16 protein-coding genes are annotated in these 17,077 nt (G+C 68.6%); 9 read left to right on the forward strand and 7 right to left on the reverse strand.

What is annotated here, in order from left to right:
• Positions 1 to 53: 53 nt before the first annotated feature.
• From A5757_RS22000 to A5757_RS22010, 3 genes are read left to right on the forward strand one after another with little or no spacing between them, the layout of a single operon-like run.
• Positions 54 to 692, forward strand: a complete 639-nt coding sequence (locus tag A5757_RS22000) for an endonuclease (RefSeq protein ID WP_066839170.1) — start codon at positions 54 to 56, stop codon at positions 690 to 692.
• Positions 693 to 696: 4 nt separating this feature from the next.
• A complete protein-coding gene (locus A5757_RS22005; RefSeq protein WP_066838897.1) occupies positions 697 to 1,434 on the forward strand; it encodes a DUF72 domain-containing protein in 738 nt (245 codons plus the stop codon).
• Positions 1,435 to 1,491: 57 nt separating this feature from the next.
• Entirely contained in the window at positions 1,492 to 2,109 is a 618-nt protein-coding gene (locus tag A5757_RS22010) for a hypothetical protein (protein ID WP_369815988.1), read from the forward strand.
• Between the two features lie 4 nt (positions 2,110 to 2,113).
• Here the strand turns inward: A5757_RS22010 and A5757_RS22015 are convergent, their stop codons facing one another.
• From A5757_RS22015 to A5757_RS22035, 5 genes are all read right to left on the reverse strand, one after another.
• Complete coding sequence (locus A5757_RS22015; protein ID WP_066838905.1) at positions 2,114 to 3,163, reverse strand: substrate-binding domain-containing protein; 1,050 nt, start codon at positions 3,161 to 3,163, stop codon at positions 2,114 to 2,116.
• Between the two features lie 66 nt (positions 3,164 to 3,229).
• Positions 3,230 to 4,270 carry an ABC transporter permease gene (locus tag A5757_RS22020; RefSeq protein ID WP_066838906.1) on the reverse strand — a complete coding sequence of 347 codons (1,041 nt, stop codon included), beginning with the start codon at positions 4,268 to 4,270 and terminating at the stop codon, positions 3,230 to 3,232.
• A complete protein-coding gene (locus A5757_RS22025) occupies positions 4,267 to 5,802 on the reverse strand; it encodes a sugar ABC transporter ATP-binding protein (protein WP_066838908.1) in 1,536 nt (511 codons plus the stop codon). Before A5757_RS22025 ends, A5757_RS22020 begins: the two co-directional genes overlap by 4 nt.
• Before the next feature lie 40 nt (positions 5,803 to 5,842).
• Positions 5,843 to 6,610 (reverse strand): SDR family NAD(P)-dependent oxidoreductase, encoded by a 768-nt coding sequence (locus tag A5757_RS22030; RefSeq protein ID WP_066838910.1) that lies wholly within the window; start codon positions 6,608 to 6,610, stop codon positions 5,843 to 5,845.
• Entirely contained in the window at positions 6,607 to 7,641 is a 1,035-nt protein-coding gene (locus tag A5757_RS22035; RefSeq protein ID WP_066838913.1) for an NAD(P)-dependent alcohol dehydrogenase, read from the reverse strand. The genes A5757_RS22030 and A5757_RS22035 overlap by 4 nt, the downstream gene beginning before the upstream one ends.
• A 222-nt stretch (positions 7,642 to 7,863) precedes the next feature.
• On the opposite strand from A5757_RS22035, the gene A5757_RS22040 reads away from it, so the two are divergent.
• Positions 7,864 to 8,784 carry a sugar-binding transcriptional regulator gene (locus tag A5757_RS22040; protein ID WP_066838915.1) on the forward strand — a complete coding sequence of 307 codons (921 nt, stop codon included), beginning with the start codon at positions 7,864 to 7,866 and terminating at the stop codon, positions 8,782 to 8,784.
• 39 nt (positions 8,785 to 8,823) lie between these two features.
• A complete protein-coding gene (locus tag A5757_RS22045) occupies positions 8,824 to 9,603 on the forward strand; it encodes an SDR family oxidoreductase (protein WP_066838917.1) in 780 nt (259 codons plus the stop codon).
• Here the strand turns inward: A5757_RS22045 and A5757_RS22050 are convergent.
• Positions 9,596 to 11,074, reverse strand: a complete 1,479-nt coding sequence (locus A5757_RS22050; protein ID WP_066838919.1) for an acetyl-CoA acetyltransferase — start codon at positions 11,072 to 11,074, stop codon at positions 9,596 to 9,598. The genes A5757_RS22045 and A5757_RS22050 overlap by 8 nt on opposite strands.
• Before the next feature lie 107 nt (positions 11,075 to 11,181).
• Between A5757_RS22050 and A5757_RS22055 the strand changes: the two genes are divergently transcribed.
• The 3 genes from A5757_RS22055 (at position 11,182) to A5757_RS22065 (ending at position 15,012) form a co-directional block, all read left to right on the forward strand.
• A complete protein-coding gene (locus A5757_RS22055) occupies positions 11,182 to 13,620 on the forward strand; it encodes a phosphoketolase (protein ID WP_066838920.1) in 2,439 nt (812 codons plus the stop codon).
• Positions 13,621 to 13,665: 45 nt separating this feature from the next.
• Positions 13,666 to 14,406, forward strand: a complete 741-nt coding sequence (locus A5757_RS22060; protein ID WP_197497418.1) for a CPBP family intramembrane glutamic endopeptidase — start codon at positions 13,666 to 13,668, stop codon at positions 14,404 to 14,406.
• Between the two features lie 348 nt (positions 14,407 to 14,754).
• Positions 14,755 to 15,012: a hypothetical protein gene (locus tag A5757_RS22065; protein WP_066838926.1), complete on the forward strand. Its 258-nt coding sequence runs from the start codon at positions 14,755 to 14,757 to the stop codon at positions 15,010 to 15,012.
• Positions 15,013 to 15,036: 24 nt separating this feature from the next.
• Here the strand turns inward: A5757_RS22065 and A5757_RS22070 are convergent, their stop codons facing one another.
• Positions 15,037 to 16,011 (reverse strand): APA family fibronectin-binding glycoprotein, encoded by a 975-nt coding sequence (locus A5757_RS22070; protein ID WP_066838928.1) that lies wholly within the window; start codon positions 16,009 to 16,011, stop codon positions 15,037 to 15,039.
• Between the two features lie 349 nt (positions 16,012 to 16,360).
• Here A5757_RS22070 and A5757_RS22075 point away from each other — a divergent pair, with 349 nt between their 5' ends.
• Positions 16,361 to 17,032 (forward strand): SDR family oxidoreductase, encoded by a 672-nt coding sequence (locus A5757_RS22075; RefSeq protein ID WP_066839177.1) that lies wholly within the window; start codon positions 16,361 to 16,363, stop codon positions 17,030 to 17,032.
• Positions 17,033 to 17,077: the final 45 nt, after the last annotated feature.

Genomic DNA, 17,077 nt, shown 5'->3' on the forward strand with positions numbered 1-17,077 from the left:
AGCGGTCATAGGTGACGCGGTTCGCGGCCGCCCGCCGCGGGTACCGGTCGATCATGGCGGACAGGAACACCGAAGACACCGTGCGACGCCTGCTCGACGAGGCCGGCACGACGTACGCCGAGCAGGCCGGTATCCGGCTCGACGACAAACCGATGCCGCTGTTCGAGCTCCTGACGCTGTGCATGTTGGCCAGCAAGCCGATCGACGCCACCACCGCGGTGCGCGCCGCCCACGAGATCTTCAGGGAGAAACTCCGCACCCCCGATGCGGTACTCGCAGCCAACCGCAGGACGATGATCGATGCGTTCGGCCGCGCCGGTTACGCCCGCTACGACGAGAGCTCGGCCACCCGGCTGGTCGATATGGCGCAGGCCGTGCACGACGACTACGCAGGCGACCTACGTCGACTCGGTGAATCCCACGATCCCGCCACCGTCCGCAGACTGCTCAAGGAGTTCAAAGGCATCGGCGACACCCGCGCCGACATCTTCCTGCGCGAGGTGCAGGACGTGTGGACGTGGCTGCGGCCGTTCTTCGACGACCGGGCCACCGACGCGGCGAAACGATTCGGCCTGCCCGCCGACCCCCAGGAGTTGGCAGAGCTCGCCGGCGACCGGTGCGCCGCGCTGGCCGCCGCGCTGGTGCGGGTGTCGCTCGACGACGACCTGCGGGACAGGGTCGAGCAGGGGTGACGCGGTGACCGTCAAGATCGGCACCTCCGGGTGGTCCTACGACCACTGGGCCGACGTGCTCTACCGGCCGGGACTGCCGGTGGCCAAACGCCTGACGCGCTACGTCGAGGAGTTCGACACCGTCGAACTCAACGCCAGCTTCTACCGCTGGCCGCGCGACGCGGCCTTCACCGGATGGCACGACCGGCTGCCCGCCGGATTCACCATGTCGGTCAAAGCCCACCGCGGGCTGTCGCACTACCGCAGGCTCGGCACCCCGGAGCCGTGGATCGAGCGCTTCGAACGGTGCTGGAAAGCGCTCGGCGACAAGGGCGAAGCTCTTCTGGTGCAGGTGCATCCGGCCCTCGAGCGCGACGACGCCCGCCTCGAGCACTTCCTGACGGTGATGCCGGTTTGGATCCCGGTCGCCATGGAACTGCGGCACGCGTCCTGGAACCACCCCGAGGTGTTCGCTCTGCTGGAACGCCACCACGCGACGTACGTGGTGATGAGCGGTGCCGGTATGCCGTGTGTGCCGCGCGCGACCAGTGATCTGGTCTACGTGCGTCTGCACGGCCCCGATCAGGAGTCGCTGTACGCCGGGTCGTATCCGGACGACACACTGCGGCAGTGGGCCGACCGCATCGCCGGCTGGGCCGACGAGGGCCGGCGCGTGGTCGTGTACTTCAACAACGACCTGGGCGGGCACGCGGTGCGCAACGCGTGGACCCTACGCGAGCTGCTCGCGGCCCGGGTGGGCTGACCCCGCCGCCCGCGCCGCGACCGGCGTCGGGCACCCTGGATAGCCGACATGCGAGCGATGACCCTGATGACCCTGGCCCCGGCACTGATACTGATGACAGCCGGCTGCACCGCGCCCACCATCGTCAACACCGACGAACCGCGGCCGTCGGCGGCCAGTGGCCCGAGCACCACCGCGGCACCGGCGCTCAACACCACGAACCTGGTGAACGCCTTCGACTACGGCGCCCCGGTGGACGCGGTCACGCACTACTTCTTCACCACCCCGTCGGGACGCTGGCAGTGCGCGATCGTCCCCCGGGTCCAGGCGGGGTGTCAGCCTGCCGACGGCGCGGACCTCGACGTCCCTGGCGCACCGGACACCGTGCTCGACGCCACCGGGGAGGAGACCGCCCCGAACGCGATCGTGCTGACCCGCGACGGCGACGCCGCATTCGCCGCCGTCGAGGACACGGCTTTCGTTCCGGAGCCTGGACCGGCCGTCGAACTGCGCTTCAACGAGGTGCTGGCGGTGGCGGGGTTCCGCTGCAACGTGCAGGAGGCGTCGGGGATCTCCTGTCTGAGCGAGCGGTCCGGGAAGGGCTTCGCGTTCTCCACCGAGGCTTTCGAACCGCGGTATGTCGAGGTGCCGGCCGGTGCGGCCGTCGCCTCGACGACGACCAGCACCGGCCGGTAGCCGGTTACGGCTGCTTCTGGCCGGGGATCCCCTCGTAGGCGATGTCGCCGGTTTCGAGGTTCTTGTTGGTCAGATCGGTAAGACCCTCGAGGAACTTCTGCCGCTCGGTGACGACGTGCTCGATGGCGACGTCGACGTTGTCCTTGGTGATGGCGGGCATGATGTAGACCGGCTTGGTGTCGACCTGCTCACCCTTGGCCAGCTTGTTGGCGACGGCCAGCCCGGCGGACAGCTCCACGGTGCCGTTCTGCAGTGAGGTGCCGATGAACTCGCCGCTCTTGACGGCGTTCAGGCCGTCCTCGATACCGTCGATGCCCACGATCGGCACATTGTTGCGGCCGGACTCCTTGAGCGCCTGCAGCGCGCCGAGACCCATGTCGTCGTTCTCGGCGACCACGCCGTTGATCTGATCGCCGAAGCCGGAGATCCAGTTCTTCATCTTGTTGACGGCCTCATCGCGCTTCCAGTTGGCGGTGTCCATCGCCAGGATGCGGATGTCCGGGTAGCGCGACAGCACATTGTTGATGCCCTTGGTGCGGTCGATCTCGCCGGACTGGCCCAGCGGGCCCTGCAGCACGACGATGTTGCCGCGGCCGCCGAGGCGGTCGGCCATCATCTGCATTTCCTGTTCACCGGCGGCGACGTCGTCGGGCTGCACGCTCGCGGCGACGTCGGGGCTGTTGAGTGCGGCGTTGACCGGCACCAGCGGGATGCCCTTGGCCTTCGCGGAGGCGACCTGCGGGCCGAGCGAATCCGCCTGCACCGGAACGACGATGATCGCGTCGACACCCTGGTTGATCATCGAGTCGACCTGGCTGGCCTGGGTGGCGACGTCGAGGTTGGCCGAGTTCCAGACCAACTCGATGTTGTTGTCCTTGGCGTACTGCTCCATACCCTCCTTGCCGGCGGTGATGAACGAGCTCATGTCGTACACGGTCACCCCGATGCGGGTGGTGTCGCTGTTGGCCTCGGTGTCCCCGGCGCCGCAGGCCGTCAGGCCGAACCCCAGCGCGGCGGCCGAGGCGATCGCGAACATCTTCGTCGGCAATCTCATGTGCTTCTCTCTCTCGTTGATGTGCGGAATTCTGCGATGCGCGGTGTGGGCGTCATGTTCGCCCCGTCATGTTCGGCGTCGTGAGGACCAGACGTCGACGGCGACCGCCGACACGATCAGCACACCCTTGATGACGTCCTGCCAGTAGGCGGGCACCACGAGGATGTCCAGCCCGTTGTTGAGGGTCTGAATGATGAACAGGCCCAGCACCGTTCCCCAGATCGTGCCGCGCCCGCCCATCAGGCTGGCGCCGCCGATGACCACTGCTGCGATGGCGTCGAGCTCGTAGCCCTGGCCCAGGTTCGGCGGGCCGGAGATCACCCGGGAGGCCAGCATGACGCCGGACAGCCCGGCCAGCAGCCCGGAGATGGCGTAGACACTGAACAGCACGTTGCGGGCGTTGATACCGGCGATCTCGGCGGCGTTTCGGTTACCGCCGACGGCGTAGACGCGCATGCCGTAGGTGGTGCGCTTCATCACCACGGCCAGCACGAGGATGCCGACGATCATCAACAGCACCGGGATCTGCAGACCCAGGATCTTCGTGTTGGCGATCGAGCCGAACTCCGCGGGGAGGCCGTTGATGGGGGCGCCGCCACCGATGACGTAGGCGAGCCCCGATCCGGCGGTCAGTGTGCCCAATGTCGCGATGAACGGTGGCACGTTGATGCGGGACACCAGGATCCCGTTGACCGAGCCGACCGCGAGGCCGACGAGCATCGCCACCGTGACGGTCATCCACACCTGTCCGGGATTCGCCTTGGCCGTCGCGGCACCCGCCATCGCCGACACCGCGATCACGCTGCCCACCGACAGGTCGATGCCGCCGGTCAGCACCACCAGCGTCTGCCCCAGCGCGATCAACGCGAACGGCGCGGCCGCGACCAGGATGGTGACCAGGTTGTCCACGGTGCCGAAACGCGCACTGCGGTAACTGAAGTACGCGATCACCAGCAGCATGATGATGACCATCGCGTAGCGCAGCGCGATGCCGCCCAGCCATTCCTTGCTGAACAGCTTCACCGGCTCACCGGTGATCGGCGACGCGACCGTGGTACCACCGGTGCCCTTGGGCGCGGTGTCCTCGTCATCGAGCTTGGTGGTCACGATGCTGCCTCCTGATCGTTTCGCTCTGGTTTGGAGTCGAGCGCGGTCGCCAGCCGGAACACCGACTCCTGCACCTCGGGATGGTCGAGCGCGTCGCGATCGAGTTCGCCGACGAACGCGCCGCCGCGCATGACGAATGCCCGGTGCGACAGCCCCACGACTTCGGGCATGTCCGAGGACGCCATCACCACGGCCATGCCCTGCGCGGCGAATTCGGTGATGATGCGGTAGATCTCGCTGCGAGCGCCGACGTCGACGCCGCGGGTGGGCTCGTCGAGCAGCAGCACGTTGACGGTGCCGGTCAGCCAGCGCGCCAGCACCACCTTCTGCTGGTTGCCGCCGGACAGCGTGCCGACCTCCTGGCTCATACCGCGGCTGCGCAGCCGCACCGACTTCATGACATCGGAGACCGCGGTGGTGCGGGCCTTGCCGCGCAGCCAGCCGCCGACCGAGAACGCCCCAAGCCGCGGCAGGGATCCGTTGTCCAGCACGCTCATCGACAACACGACACCGGAGATCTTGCGGTCTTCGGGCACCATCGCCATGCCCGCGGAGATCGCGGCGGCGGGCTGGTTGCGTTTGACCGTCCTACCCCGGACGACGACGTCGCCCGCGGAGGTGTGCCGGGCACCGAAGATCGCCTCGAGCAGTTCGGTGCGGCCCGCGCCGACCAGTCCGGCCAGGCCGAGGATCTCACCGGCCCGCACGGTGAACGACACGGGTTCGGAGGCGCCGTCGACCATGAGGTCGCGCACCTCGAGGACGGTGTCGGCGCCCGGTTCGGGGCGGGCCGGAAACAGGGTGTCCAGTTCCCGGCCGATCATCGCGGTGACGATGTCGTCGTCGGTGACCTCGGCAATGGCTTCGTCGAGGATGAGGCCGCCGTCGCGCAGCACCACCACCCGGTCGGCGATCGCGCGGATCTCGGCCATCTTGTGGGTGGTGAACACCATGGCCACACCGTGGTCGCGCAGTTTCCGGACGATGGTGTAGAGGCCTTCGACCTCGCGTTCGGAGATGGCCGAGGTCGGCTCGTCGAGCATCACCACCCGCGCACCCGTGCGTGCGGCCTTGACGATCTCGACGATCTGGCGCAGGCCGACGGGCAGGCTGCCCATCCGGGCCGATGGGTTGATGTCCACACCGAACACGCCCAGCGCGTCGCGGGCCTCGTCGATCATGGCCCGGCGGTTCAGGAACGGGCCGACAGTGAGTTCCCGTCCGACGAAGAGGTTCTCGTACACCGTCATGTCCTCGATCGAGGCCAATTCCTGCGGCACGATCGCGACACCGTGGCGGACGGCGTCCTTGGTGTTGCCGCCCGCGAGTTGGGCACCCTGCACGGTCACCGTGCCGCGGTCGGCGGTGTACTGGCCGCTGACGATCTTCATCAACGTGGATTTACCGGCCCCGTTCTCTCCGGCGAGTGCGGTGACACTGCCGGGTTCGAGGTTGAGTGTGATGCCCTTGAGGACGGGCACCCCGCCGAAGCTCTTGTGGATGTCGGTGCATTCCAGCAGCGCCTGGGTCACGTTGCACTCCCTGTGTTCTGCGGGTCGGCCGGCGCGGCGGTCACCATACGGTGTACCCGCCGTCGGCGACCAGGACGGAACCGGTGATGAACGAGGCGGCGTCACTGGCCAGGAACACCACGCTGGGGGCGATCTCTTCCGGCAGCGCATACCGCAGCATCGGGGCGTCATCGATCCAGTGCTGTTTGAACTCCGGGCGGTCCACCGGAGCCATATCGGTCTTGACGTAGCCCGGCGCCAACGCGTTGACCCGGATGCCGAGCGGAGCCCATTCGGCAGCAAGCGATTTCGTCAGATGGTGCACGGCGGCCTTCGAGGCGTTGTAGGCCGGCTGCCACTGGGGGCGGTTGACGATGAGACCCGACATGGAGCCGATGTTGACGATCGAGCCCGAACCGCGTTCCCGCATGTGCGCGCCCACGGCCAGCGAGCACGCCCACAGCGCCTTGACGTTGAGGTCGAACACGTCGTCCCACTGCTGTTCGGTGACGTCCCACGACTCGGCGTGATGGCAGGTCCCCGCGTTGTTCACCAGGATGTCGACGTGCCCGAGCGCGGATACGGCTTCGGCGGTCATCCGGTCGACGTCAGCCTGGACGGTGATGTCGGCGGCGATGGGATGCAGGGCGATCCCGTCGGCCGCGGCGTCCGCGACGACCGCGGCGTTGCGGTCGCCGCTGCGGCCCGCGATCGCCACGGTGGCGCCGGCCTGCGCGAGTCCGATCGCGAATGCCCGGCCCAGACCCTGGTTGCCGCCGGTGACCAGGGCGGTGCGGCCGGTGAGATCGAACGGATTCGGCCGGTTCACGAGGGGCTCACGATCGATTTGAGGCTGGCCGGGTCGGAGTCGCTGTCCAGCGCCTCGGCGACGTGGTCGAGGTCGTAGTGGGCGGTCACCATCGCGTCGAGATCCACTGCCCCGGAAGTCACGAGATGTATTGCGGCGGGCCAGGTATCGGTGTAGCGGAACACGCCGGTCAGGCTGATCTCGTTGTTGGCGATGTGGCTGACCGGCAGCGCGTATTCGTCGGCGCCCATCCCGACGAGCACGACGTGCCCGGCCGGTCCGACCGCCTTGATACCGCTGACGACCGCGGCGGGGACGCCGGTGGCGTCGACGAACGCGTCGACCGGGTCGATGGCCGAGACGTCGGCCGCGGCGGGGTCGAGGACCTCGGTGGCGCCGAACGCCCACGCCCGCTCCCGCCGGGAGGCGACGAGGTCGGTGACCACGATGCGGGCGGCGCCGAAGGCGCGGGCGGTCTGCGCGCAGATCACCCCGATCGGGCCGGCCCCGGCGATCAGGATCGAGGTGCCGGGCGCGACCCGGGCCTTACGCATGGTGGCGACGGCGACGGAGAGCGGTTCGAGTAGGGCCGCCGCCTCGTCGGACATGGAATCCGGTACGGGATGGGCCATGTCGTCGTCGATGGTGACGTAGCGGCAGAACGCACCGTCGACCGGCGGTGTCGCGTAGAACTTCATATACGGGCACAGGTTGTAACGGCCTGCCATGCACTGCGCGCACCGACGGCAGGGATGCTGCGGTTCGACGGCCACCCGCTGGCCGACGCGAGCGGGGTCGACGCCCGCGCCGACGGCGGCGATGCGCCCGGATAGTTCGTGTCCCAGGATCATCGGTTCCTCGACGACGAAGTCGCCGATCCGGCCGTGGCGGTAGTAGTGCACATCGGAGCCGCAGACGCCCACCGCGGCCACCTCGACGAGCACCTCGCGCGGCCCGGGAGACGGCACGGGCCGTTCTTCGATCTGCAGGGTGCCGACACCGGTCATGACGCTGGCCCGCATGGTGTTCGGGGTGGCGACCTCAGTGGTCATGGGGTGCGTCCTTCCGCGGGAACGGGCAGTGGGATATGCGCCGCGCGACGGGGACCACACCGCTTCGCACCGGATCGACCTCCGCTCCCTGCGACGCTCGTTTGTCGATGTCGGGACTCATGTGAGTGCTTGTGTCCAGGATCATGCAATGCCTATGCTCATATGTCAACGCTGCCGCACATATGTGCATTTGGGTTCTGTGGGGGTTCCGAAAGGGGTTTGATGGGGCCGGACGAACTGTTCCAGCGCGCCGTGATCGCCCGCCGCTACTACCTGGAACGGAAGACCCGGATCCAGATCGCCGAGGAGTTCGGCCTGTCCCGGTTCAAAGTCGCCCGAATCCTCGATGAGGCAGTGGAATCCGGCATGGTCGAGATCAGAATCCACAACCCGGCGTCCATCGACGTCGACCTGTCCACCGAACTCCAGCGTCGCTTCGGCCTCGAACACGCCTACGCCGTCACCCCGGAGTCCGCCGACGAGGCCGACCGCGTCACCGCCGTGGCCAAGGCGATCGCCGAACTCCTGCAATCGATCCTGCGTGAGGGCGACGTGGTCGGCGTCGACTGCGGCCGCACCCTGACCCACATCTCGGGACACCTCAAGAAACTGCCGCCGTGCGACGTGGTGCAGCTGACCGGGATGGCCGGCGCGATCAACGCCAACGGCACCGACCTGGTCCGGCGGATCAGCGAGGTCAGCGGTGGCCGGTCGTGGCCGATGTACGCCCCGCTGGTCGTCCCCGATGCCCGTACCGCCGCCAGCCTGGCCGGCAATCAGCAGATCGACGAGACCATCCGCAGACACGCCGATGTCAGTTGCGCGATCGTCTCGGTCGGCGCGTGGAGCCCCGGCGCCTCGCAGGTGTATCAGTCGCTGTCGGCCGAGGAGGTGCGCACTTTGGCGGAGGCGGGGGTGTGCGCGGAAACCTGCGCCCTGCTGCTGGATGCGGACGGTAACCGCATCCCGGGTCTCGACGACCGGCGGATGGGGATCAGTGAAGCGACGCTGCGGGCCATTCCGACCCGCATCGCGCTGGCCACCGGGCCCGAGAAGGCCGAGGCCACCCGTGCGGTGCTGTGCTCGGGGTTGGTGTCGTCAGTGGTCACCGACGTCGACATCGCCGAGGCCGCACTCCAGTGAATCGCCCGAGGATGAAGCACCCGACCAGATTGGATTGACATGCAGAACACCCCGACCGAAGAACCCGTGGTCGACCTCGACTTCCGCCTCGACGGCAAGGTCGCGCTGGTCACCGGCGGCGCCTCCGGTATCGGCGCGGCGATCGCCGAGGCGTTCACCGCCAAGGGCGCCCGCGTCGCCGTGGTCGATCTCAACGAGTCCGGCGCCACGGCCGCCGCGGCGGCGCTGTCCGAGCAGAGCCGCGGATTCGGGTGCGACGTCGCCGATCCCGCATCGGTCACCGCGGCCGTCGACGCGGTGGTCGAGGCGTTCGGCCGCATCGACATCCTGGTCAACAGCGCCGGCATCGTGAAACTCGCTCCGGCCGAAGACCTTCCGCTCGACGCCTGGGACGCGACCATCGGGGTCAACCTCAAGGGCACGTTCCTGATGTGCCAGACGGTCGGCAGGCACATGCTGGCCGCCGGCGGCGGCGCCATCGTCAACATGGCCTCCCAAGCCGCGACGGTGGCACTCGACCAGCACGTCGCCTACTGCGCCTCCAAGTTCGGCGTCGTCGGAGTGACCAAGGTGCTGGCCTCGGAGTGGGGCGGGCGCGGCGTACGCGTCAACGCGATCTCACCGACCGTCGTGCTGACCGAACTGGGCCATCAGGCCTGGGACGGACCACGCGGCGAGGAACTGAAGAAGTCGATCCCCGCCGGCCGGTTCGCCTATCCGAACGAGATCGGCGCCGCCGCAGTGTTTCTCGCCTCCGACGCCGCCGCGATGATCACCGGCGCAGATCTGCTCATCGACGGCGGCTACACGATCAGGTGACCAGAGTGGCCGTGCCGTCGGAGTGCACGTCTACCCGCAACCCGGCGATGTCCCGGTCGACGACGTCGGCGGCCTGCGCGGTGTCGGTGATGACCGCCAGCGCGCGGGCGTCCTCGGGGGTCCGCACCGCGAGGAACACCTTCTCGGCCGCGCCGTCCCGGTCGACCGGGATCGTCCACGACTCGACGGTGCCCTGGCCGGTCCACTGCACCTCCACCGCCCGGGTCGGCTCGCTGTCGACCTCGGGCTGCACGTCCTCCCAGCGGAATTCGTGCTGCGGCGGCTCGGTGCCGTACACACCGACGCTGTGTTTGGTGAGATATCCGCCATTGGCGGTGATCAGCCCGCGCTGACCGGGATTGGCGACCAGCCGTTCGGCCATGGTGGCGATCGAGTGGCTGACGTAGTTGTTCCATGGACCGCCGGCGAAGGTCAGACCCCCGGTGACGGTCAGCGGCCGGGCGGGATCGCCGACGGGGAGCCCCAGTTCGGTGGCGGCCACCTGCACGGCGGATGGGAAGCAGGAGTACAGGTCGATCTGTTCGATGTCCTCGAGCGCCGTCTCCGCCAGGTCGAGGGCCCGCCGACCGGCGATCCTGATCGCGGGTGAGCGGTGGAACTCCGCGCGCGCCCCGATCTCGTAGGTGTCGTGGGCGTCGGTGCCGGCGTACGGGAAAACCCACCGCTCTGAGGGGATCTGGAGGTACCGGGCGGTCTCGACCGAGGTCAGGATCAGCGCCGCGCCCTGGTTGACCATGTTATTGGAGTTCATCAGCTTGGTGTACGGCCAGCTGATCATCCGGTTGTCGGGCCCGGGTTGCCAGATGGCGTCGGCGGCCAGCGCCTCGCGGCTCCAGGCGTGCGGATTGTCCGCGGCGACCGCGGAGAACTGCGCCCAGAGGTCGCCGATGCGGCGGCGGTGCTCGTCGAGGGTCTCCCCCGCGGCGATGCGTACCGCCTGCTCGAACATCGGATAGACGTAGGCGGGCCGGTCCAGGCCGATCCGGATGTCGGCGTCGTGGGCCATCGGCACGTTCTCGTCGGCGCCCTCGGCCACCGGCACCGACTCGTCCTGGCGCGTCCAGGTGGACTTCTCGCCCCGCTTGCGCAGTTTGGTACGGGTGCGCCAGTTCTCGGCGCCCGCGATGAGGACGACGCCGGCTCGGCCGGACTGGATGTCGAGGCAGGCGTGGTTCACCAGTGTCTGCGGGACATTGCCGCCGATGCCGGTGTAGCGGGTGGCCGCACCGGGCGCGCCGATGCGCTGGGCCAGCAGCAGGCCCGGATCGCGGTAGCGCGCGGACAGCAGGTTCACCACGCGCACCGAATCGACGGCGGCCAGCACGCGGGGATCGGCGGCTTCGCGCGCGGCCGCGGCCATCAGGTCGACCGGTTCCAGCGCCGGATCGTCGTCGCGGTCGTTGACCTGCCCGTAGCCGATCAGCACGGGCGTATGGACGGTCGACGGCATGCACGCTCCTCGAGAACAGTTGACAGGTGTCAAGGCAGCTTAGCGGTCAGCTCTGTGGGTAGACGGTGGCTACGCGATGTTCACCCGATGCGACCAGAATGGCGAGTATGAGCAGCCCGATCAGCGAAGTGGTCCCCGGTCCCACCCCGACGCTCAGCGACGATGAGCTTCGGCTCATCGACGCCTACTGGCGCGCCGCCAACTACCTGTCCGTCGGACAGATCTACCTGCTGGACAACCCGCTGCTGCGCGAACCGCTCTCACCCGAGCACGTCAAACCCCGGCTGCTCGGCCACTGGGGCACCACGCCGGGACTGAACCTGGTCTACGCGCACCTCAACCGCGTCATCCGCGAGCGCGACGCCGACGTCATCTACATCACCGGCCCGGGACACGGCGGCCCCGGACTGGTCGCGAATGCCTATCTGGAGGGCACCTACAGCGAGGTGTACTCAGCGATCCGCGAGGACACCGAGGGCATGCGACGGCTGTTCCGGCAGTTCTCGTTCCCCGGAGGCATCCCGTCCCACGTCGCCTCCGAGACTCCGGGCTCCATCCACGAGGGCGGCGAGTTGGGCTACGCCCTGGTGCACGCCTACGGCGCCGCGTTCGACAACCCCGATCTGGTGGTGGCGTGCGTCGTCGGCGACGGCGAGGCCGAGACCGGTCCGCTGGCGGCAAGCTGGCACTCCAACAAATTCCTCGACCCGGCGACCGACGGCGCGGTGCTGCCGATCCTGCACCTGAACAGCTACAAGATCGCCAATCCCACGGTGCTGTCGCGGATTCCGCAGGAAGAGCTGGAATCACTGTTCTACGGCTACGGGTACCGGCCGATCACCGTGGCGGGCGACGACCCGGCGAACGTGCACCAGCAGCTCGCCGCCGCCCTCGACGAGGCCTTCGACCAGATCGCCGCCATACAGCGGGCCGCCCGCCTCGACGGGGAGCCCGGCCGGCCGCTGTGGCCGATGATCATCCTGCGCACACCCAAGGGGTGGACGGGTCCCGAGAAGGTGGACGGCAAAAAGGTCGAGGGCACCTGGCGATCCCACCAGGTGCCACTGTCGGAGACCCGTACCAACGCCGAACACATGGCACAACTCGAGGAGTGGCTGCGCAGTTACCGCCCGGACGAGCTCTTCGACGAGAACGGCGCGCTGGTCGACCAACTCAAGGCCCTCGCACCGGAACGCACCCGCCGGATGAGCGACAACCCGCACGCCAACGGTGGTCTGCTGCTGCGCGACCTGGACCTGCCGGATTTCCGCGACTACGCGGTGACCGTGAATCAGCCCGCATCCGAGAACGCGGAAGCAACCAAGGTGCTCGGCACCTTCCTGCGCGACGTCATCGTCCGCAACCAGGACCGTTTCCGGATCATGGGCCCCGACGAAACCGCGTCCAACCGCCTGTCGCCGGTGTTCGAGGCGACTGACAAGGCGTGGATGGCCGAAGTCGATCCCGAGGACGAGCATTTGGCGCCGGCGGGCCGGGTGATGGAGGTGCTGTCCGAACACCTCTGCCAGGGCTGGCTCGAGGGCTATCTGCTCACCGGCCGACACGGGCTGTTCAACTGCTACGAGGCGTTCGTGCACATCGTGGACTCGATGGTCAACCAGCACGCCAAGTGGTTGTCCAGCAGTGCGGAACTGCCGTGGCGGCGACCCATCGCATCGCTGAACTATCTGCTGACCTCCCACGTCTGGCGGCAGGACCACAACGGCGCGTCGCACCAGGACCCCGGGTTCATCGACCACGTCGCCAACAAGCGACCCGAGGTGGTGCGGGTCTATTTGCCGCCGGATGCGAACTCGCTGCTGTCCGTCGCGGATCACTGCCTGCGCAGCAGGCACTACGTCAACGTCATCGTCGCCGGCAAACAACCGGCGCTGAACTATCTGTCCATGGACGAGGCAATCGCCCACTGCACGCGGGGGCTGGGTATCTGGGAGTGGGCGGGTACGACGACCGGTGAACCAGACGTGGTGCTGGCCTGTGCGGGTGACATCCCGACCCTCGAGACGGTGGCCGCCGCCGACATCCTGCGCCGCCGGCTGCCCGAGTTGAAGGTGCGGGTGGTCAACGTCGTCGACATCATGCGCCTGCAGCCGGACTCCGAGCATCCGCACGGCCTCTCCGACCGCGAGTTCGACTCCATCTTCACCACCGACAAGCCGGTCATCTTCGCCTACCACGGTTATCCGTGGCTGATCCACCGGCTGGCCTATCGGCATGCCAATCACGCCCAGCTCCACGTACGCGGCTTCAAGGAGCGCGGCACCACGACCACGCCGTTCGACATGGTGATGCTCAACGACCTCGATCGGTTCCACCTGGTGATGGACGTCATCGACCGGGTCGAGGGTCTGGGCATCCGCGCGGCAGGTCTGCGCCAGGAGATGGCCGACGCGCGGATGAACGCGCGCCGCTATACCCGCGAACACGGCGAGGACGATCCGGCGATCTCGGGGTGGACCTGGGACTCGGGTTTCCGGCCCGACGGCACACAGTCGATGGCACAGGACACCTCCGACAACGAGTGACGCGCGCGGACCAGGCACCCGGTTGCAATCGGTAGCATCGACCGGGTGTCCGTTCACGTCCCGGCCGCAGAGGCGTCGACGCTGCCGCGCGTGCGGGTGTACGCCGACATCGCCATCGTCGTCGCGGTGCTGGCGGCGACGAATCTGATCGCACACTTCACCACGCCATGGGCGAGTATCGCGACGGTTCCGGCAGCCGCCGTCGGCCTGCTGATCCTGGTACGCAGGCGCGGACTGTGCTGGACCGAACTGGGACTGGGCCGCGAACAGTGGCGCTCCGGCGTCGGCTATGCGGCGGCTGCGGTGGCTCTGGTCCTGACGGTGATCGCGATCGGCGCGCTGCTGCCTTGGACGCGGCCGATGTTCATGAACAACAACTACGCCACTGTGTCGGGTGCGCTGATCGCCTCGATGGTCATCATCCCCCTGCAAACCGTCATTCCAGAGGAACTCGCGTTCCGCGGGGTGCTGCACGGAGCGCTGAACCGCGCCTGGGGCTTTCGCGGTGTCGCCGCCGCAGGATCACTGCTGTTCGGTCTGTGGCACATCGCCACCTCGCTGGGCCTGACGAGCAGCAACGTCGGGTTCACGCGGATCTTCGGCGGCGGCGTCATGGGCACCGTCGCCGGTGTCGTGCTGGCGGTGGTGGCCACCGGTATCGCCGGGTTCATCTTCACCTGGCTGCGCCGCCGCAGCGGCAGTCTGCTCGCGCCCATCGCGCTGCACTGGTCGCTCAACGGCATGGGGGCGCTGGCCGCCGCCCTGGTCTGGCACCTGTCGACCTAGCCGACGCGGCTTTCGCGCGCAGCAAACCCGGTTGAACGGCGCGTCAAGCGCTCCTAAGCTGGTAACCGATCGGTTCGGCCCCTGCGATTCCGGGGTTCCCCTCCGGTGGGACGCCGAGCGGTCGAGGTGGCGATGAGCGTGACAATCGATCGCCTGAGCAGCGCTTCGGCGGGCGAGCGGGCGCCGGAAGCGGCCGCCCTCCCCCGCGGTGCGATGACTTTCGGAACCCACTCGGTCACACCAGCCACACAAACCTCACGGGCAACTCTCGTCACCGAACCATGCTGTCATGTACGGGCTGGCAAACGTTCGGTGCGGAACTGCGCGCAACGCGAAAGGACACCGATCATGAAGATGCTCATCACTCTCGCCGCCGGTGCGCTCGCCGCGGGCGGCCTCGCCCTGGGCACTGCAGCACCCGCCGCTGCAGGCTGCCAGGGCGGGTGGACCCCGTGGGGCGGCGGTACGACGTGCGACGGGCCGATCAACCAAGACGGGTCGTTCGAGCGGTGCGTGACCGCCGGGGCCATGGGCTTCGGCGGAACGAACTGCTATGTGCTCAATGTCGCCGACCTCGCCGGTCAGGTTCCGTACGTCGGACCCTGACCGGCGCGGTGGGAGTGCTGCCGATCAGGCCGGCGGCATCATCCCGGGAGCGTTCTCCGGGGCGACCGGCACGGCCACGCCCACACCGGGCCGCGGCGGCGGCGCGTTCGGATCCGCCGGCGGAGGAGGCGGGGCATTGGGATCCGGTGGCGGCGCCGCGGGCGGCGCGTAGGGCCGAATCGAATTGGCCAGCGCCGTCGCGGCATTCGTGTCGATCGGGTTGGTGGCCGAACCCAGCCACACGACGAACCAGCGCTCTGGCGCGCGCTGACCGCGCGGCGTGCCCGGTTGCGTCGGCGTACCGACCACACCGGCCCACACCTGCCCGTTGGGCCGCGTGGTGTCGGTGAACTTCACCTCGTAGTAGTGCGCCGCGCCAGGCATACCGTCGGCGTCGAGGGTCGCGTTCTGCTGGTTGACCCGAGTGCCCGGCAGCGGCATGAAGTAGACGCCCATGTCGGAGGCCAACCGGTTCGCGGCCTTGGCGTTGTCGGTCTCGGCACCGGCGAAGACCTTCAAATCGAGCCTGCCGATGAGGACGCTGGTGTCCTTCGGCGGTTCGGTGCTGCCCTCGGCCGGCACCTTGGTCAGCAGCGCCTGGCCGTAGGAGAGATTGGTCGCGTCGGACACCTGCCAACCCTCGGGCACGACGTAGCTGAACCCGCCGGACGCGTTGTCGACGCGGCCGGGCTCCGGCGCGGGCGGGGCCGGAGGCGCATTCGGGTCGGCCGGGGCCGGAGTGCCCGGTGCCGGAGGCGGCGCGTTCGGATCGGCCGGTGCCGGCGGCGGCGCGTTGGGATCGGCCGGGGCCGGCGGCGGTCCGGGCTCCGGTGCAGGCGGGGGCGCGACCGTGGGGGTCGGCGGCGGCGGGGGCGGCGCGGGCTGCGCATGGGCCACCGAGGGCATGATCAGCGCCGCTGCCGTGGCACTGCTCACGGCGGTGATCGCCAGCGTCTTCAAGCGCCTGCGTCGGGTCGACATCGCGTCCGGGTGGTTCATGACCAAAGAAACTACCGTGTCGCCGGTGTGACGCAAGAGGGAAATGCTGTGGAAGTGCTTAGAATGACGATTGCTGACTGCCGAAAAGCAATGATCAAGGCGATTTCAGCCGTTGCTGAACGCAGACGGGCCACAGGCGCCGCGCCGGGACTGTCGCGGGGCCGTCGGCGTGCACTTTCGCTGGGAATCGCCACCGCGCCGCCGATCGTTACCGCGACAGCCTGACGCGTTGCCGGGGATCCGTCCGGCGCGGGCGCGTCGATTACCCAGGGGTAGCTACCGTCCAGTAACATTCTGGGTGCTCACTGCCGCGCTGCGCGGCCGCCGAGCCGACGAGGAGGTCATGGCGATGGAGGTGCTGGTCACCGGCGGCGATACGGATCTCGGCCGCACGATCGCGGCCGGCTTCCGCGAGGACGGCCATCGGGTGGTGATCGCCGGGGCCCGCCGCGACGACCTGGAGATCGCCGCGAAGGAACTCGACGTCGACTTCCTGGTGTTCGACAACACCGATCCCGCGAGCGTCGAAGATGTCCGGCAGTTGCTCCCCCACCACCTCGACACGTTGGTCAACGTGCCGGCGCCGCGCGTTCCGACGGGTGACCCGCGGACGTTCACCTTCGCCGATCACGCCGCGGCGTGGCGGAACGCGCTGGACGCCACCGTGCTCTCGGCGGTGCTGACCGTACAGATAGTCGGCGACCACCTGCGCTCGGGCGGAACCATCGTCAACGTCGTCCCAGAGGCACCGCGCGACGGCAGCGCCGACGCGGCCGTCAAGGCCGCCCTCAGCGAGTGGACCGCCGGCCAGGCCGCGGTCTTCGGTACGCGGGGCATCACGGTCAACGCGGTGGCGCCCGGCAAGAGTGCCGACGCCTCGTATGACGGCCTCAGCACCACTCCGCCCGCCGTCGCAGCCGAGATCACGCGGCTGGCGATGTTCCTGGCGACCCCGGCCGCGCGTCATATCACCGGCCAGACGATGCACGTCAGCCGCGGCGCGCTCGCCAACATCGGCTGACCCGGTATTCCGCGTTTCGCGCAGAGCGAACCGGGGTGTGAGTTC

The organism is Mycobacterium sp. 852013-51886_SCH5428379 (assembly GCF_001665575.1).
In the GTDB taxonomy this organism is placed as follows: domain Bacteria; phylum Actinomycetota; class Actinomycetes; order Mycobacteriales; family Mycobacteriaceae; genus Mycobacterium.

Excerpts from the sequence above, each read along its gene's own strand:
- A5757_RS22000 (WP_066839170.1), top strand. The coding sequence starts at position 54 with ATGGCGGACAGGAACACCGAAGACACCGTGCGACGCCTGCTCGACGAG.
- A5757_RS22010 (WP_369815988.1), top strand. The coding sequence starts at position 1,492 with ATGACCCTGATGACCCTGGCCCCGGCACTGATACTGATGACAGCCGGC.
- A5757_RS22015 (WP_066838905.1), bottom strand. The coding sequence starts at position 3,163 with ATGAGATTGCCGACGAAGATGTTCGCGATCGCCTCGGCCGCCGCGCTG.
- A5757_RS22035 (WP_066838913.1), bottom strand. The coding sequence starts at position 7,641 with ATGACCACTGAGGTCGCCACCCCGAACACCATGCGGGCCAGCGTCATG.
- A5757_RS22040 (WP_066838915.1), top strand. The coding sequence starts at position 7,864 with ATGGGGCCGGACGAACTGTTCCAGCGCGCCGTGATCGCCCGCCGCTAC.
- A5757_RS22045 (WP_066838917.1), top strand. The coding sequence starts at position 8,824 with ATGCAGAACACCCCGACCGAAGAACCCGTGGTCGACCTCGACTTCCGC.
- A5757_RS22050 (WP_066838919.1), bottom strand. The coding sequence starts at position 11,074 with ATGCCGTCGACCGTCCATACGCCCGTGCTGATCGGCTACGGGCAGGTC.
- A5757_RS22055 (WP_066838920.1), top strand. The coding sequence starts at position 11,182 with ATGAGCAGCCCGATCAGCGAAGTGGTCCCCGGTCCCACCCCGACGCTC.
- A5757_RS22065 (WP_066838926.1), top strand. The coding sequence starts at position 14,755 with ATGAAGATGCTCATCACTCTCGCCGCCGGTGCGCTCGCCGCGGGCGGC.
- A5757_RS22070 (WP_066838928.1), bottom strand. The coding sequence starts at position 16,011 with ATGAACCACCCGGACGCGATGTCGACCCGACGCAGGCGCTTGAAGACG.
- A5757_RS22075 (WP_066839177.1), top strand. The coding sequence starts at position 16,361 with ATGGAGGTGCTGGTCACCGGCGGCGATACGGATCTCGGCCGCACGATC.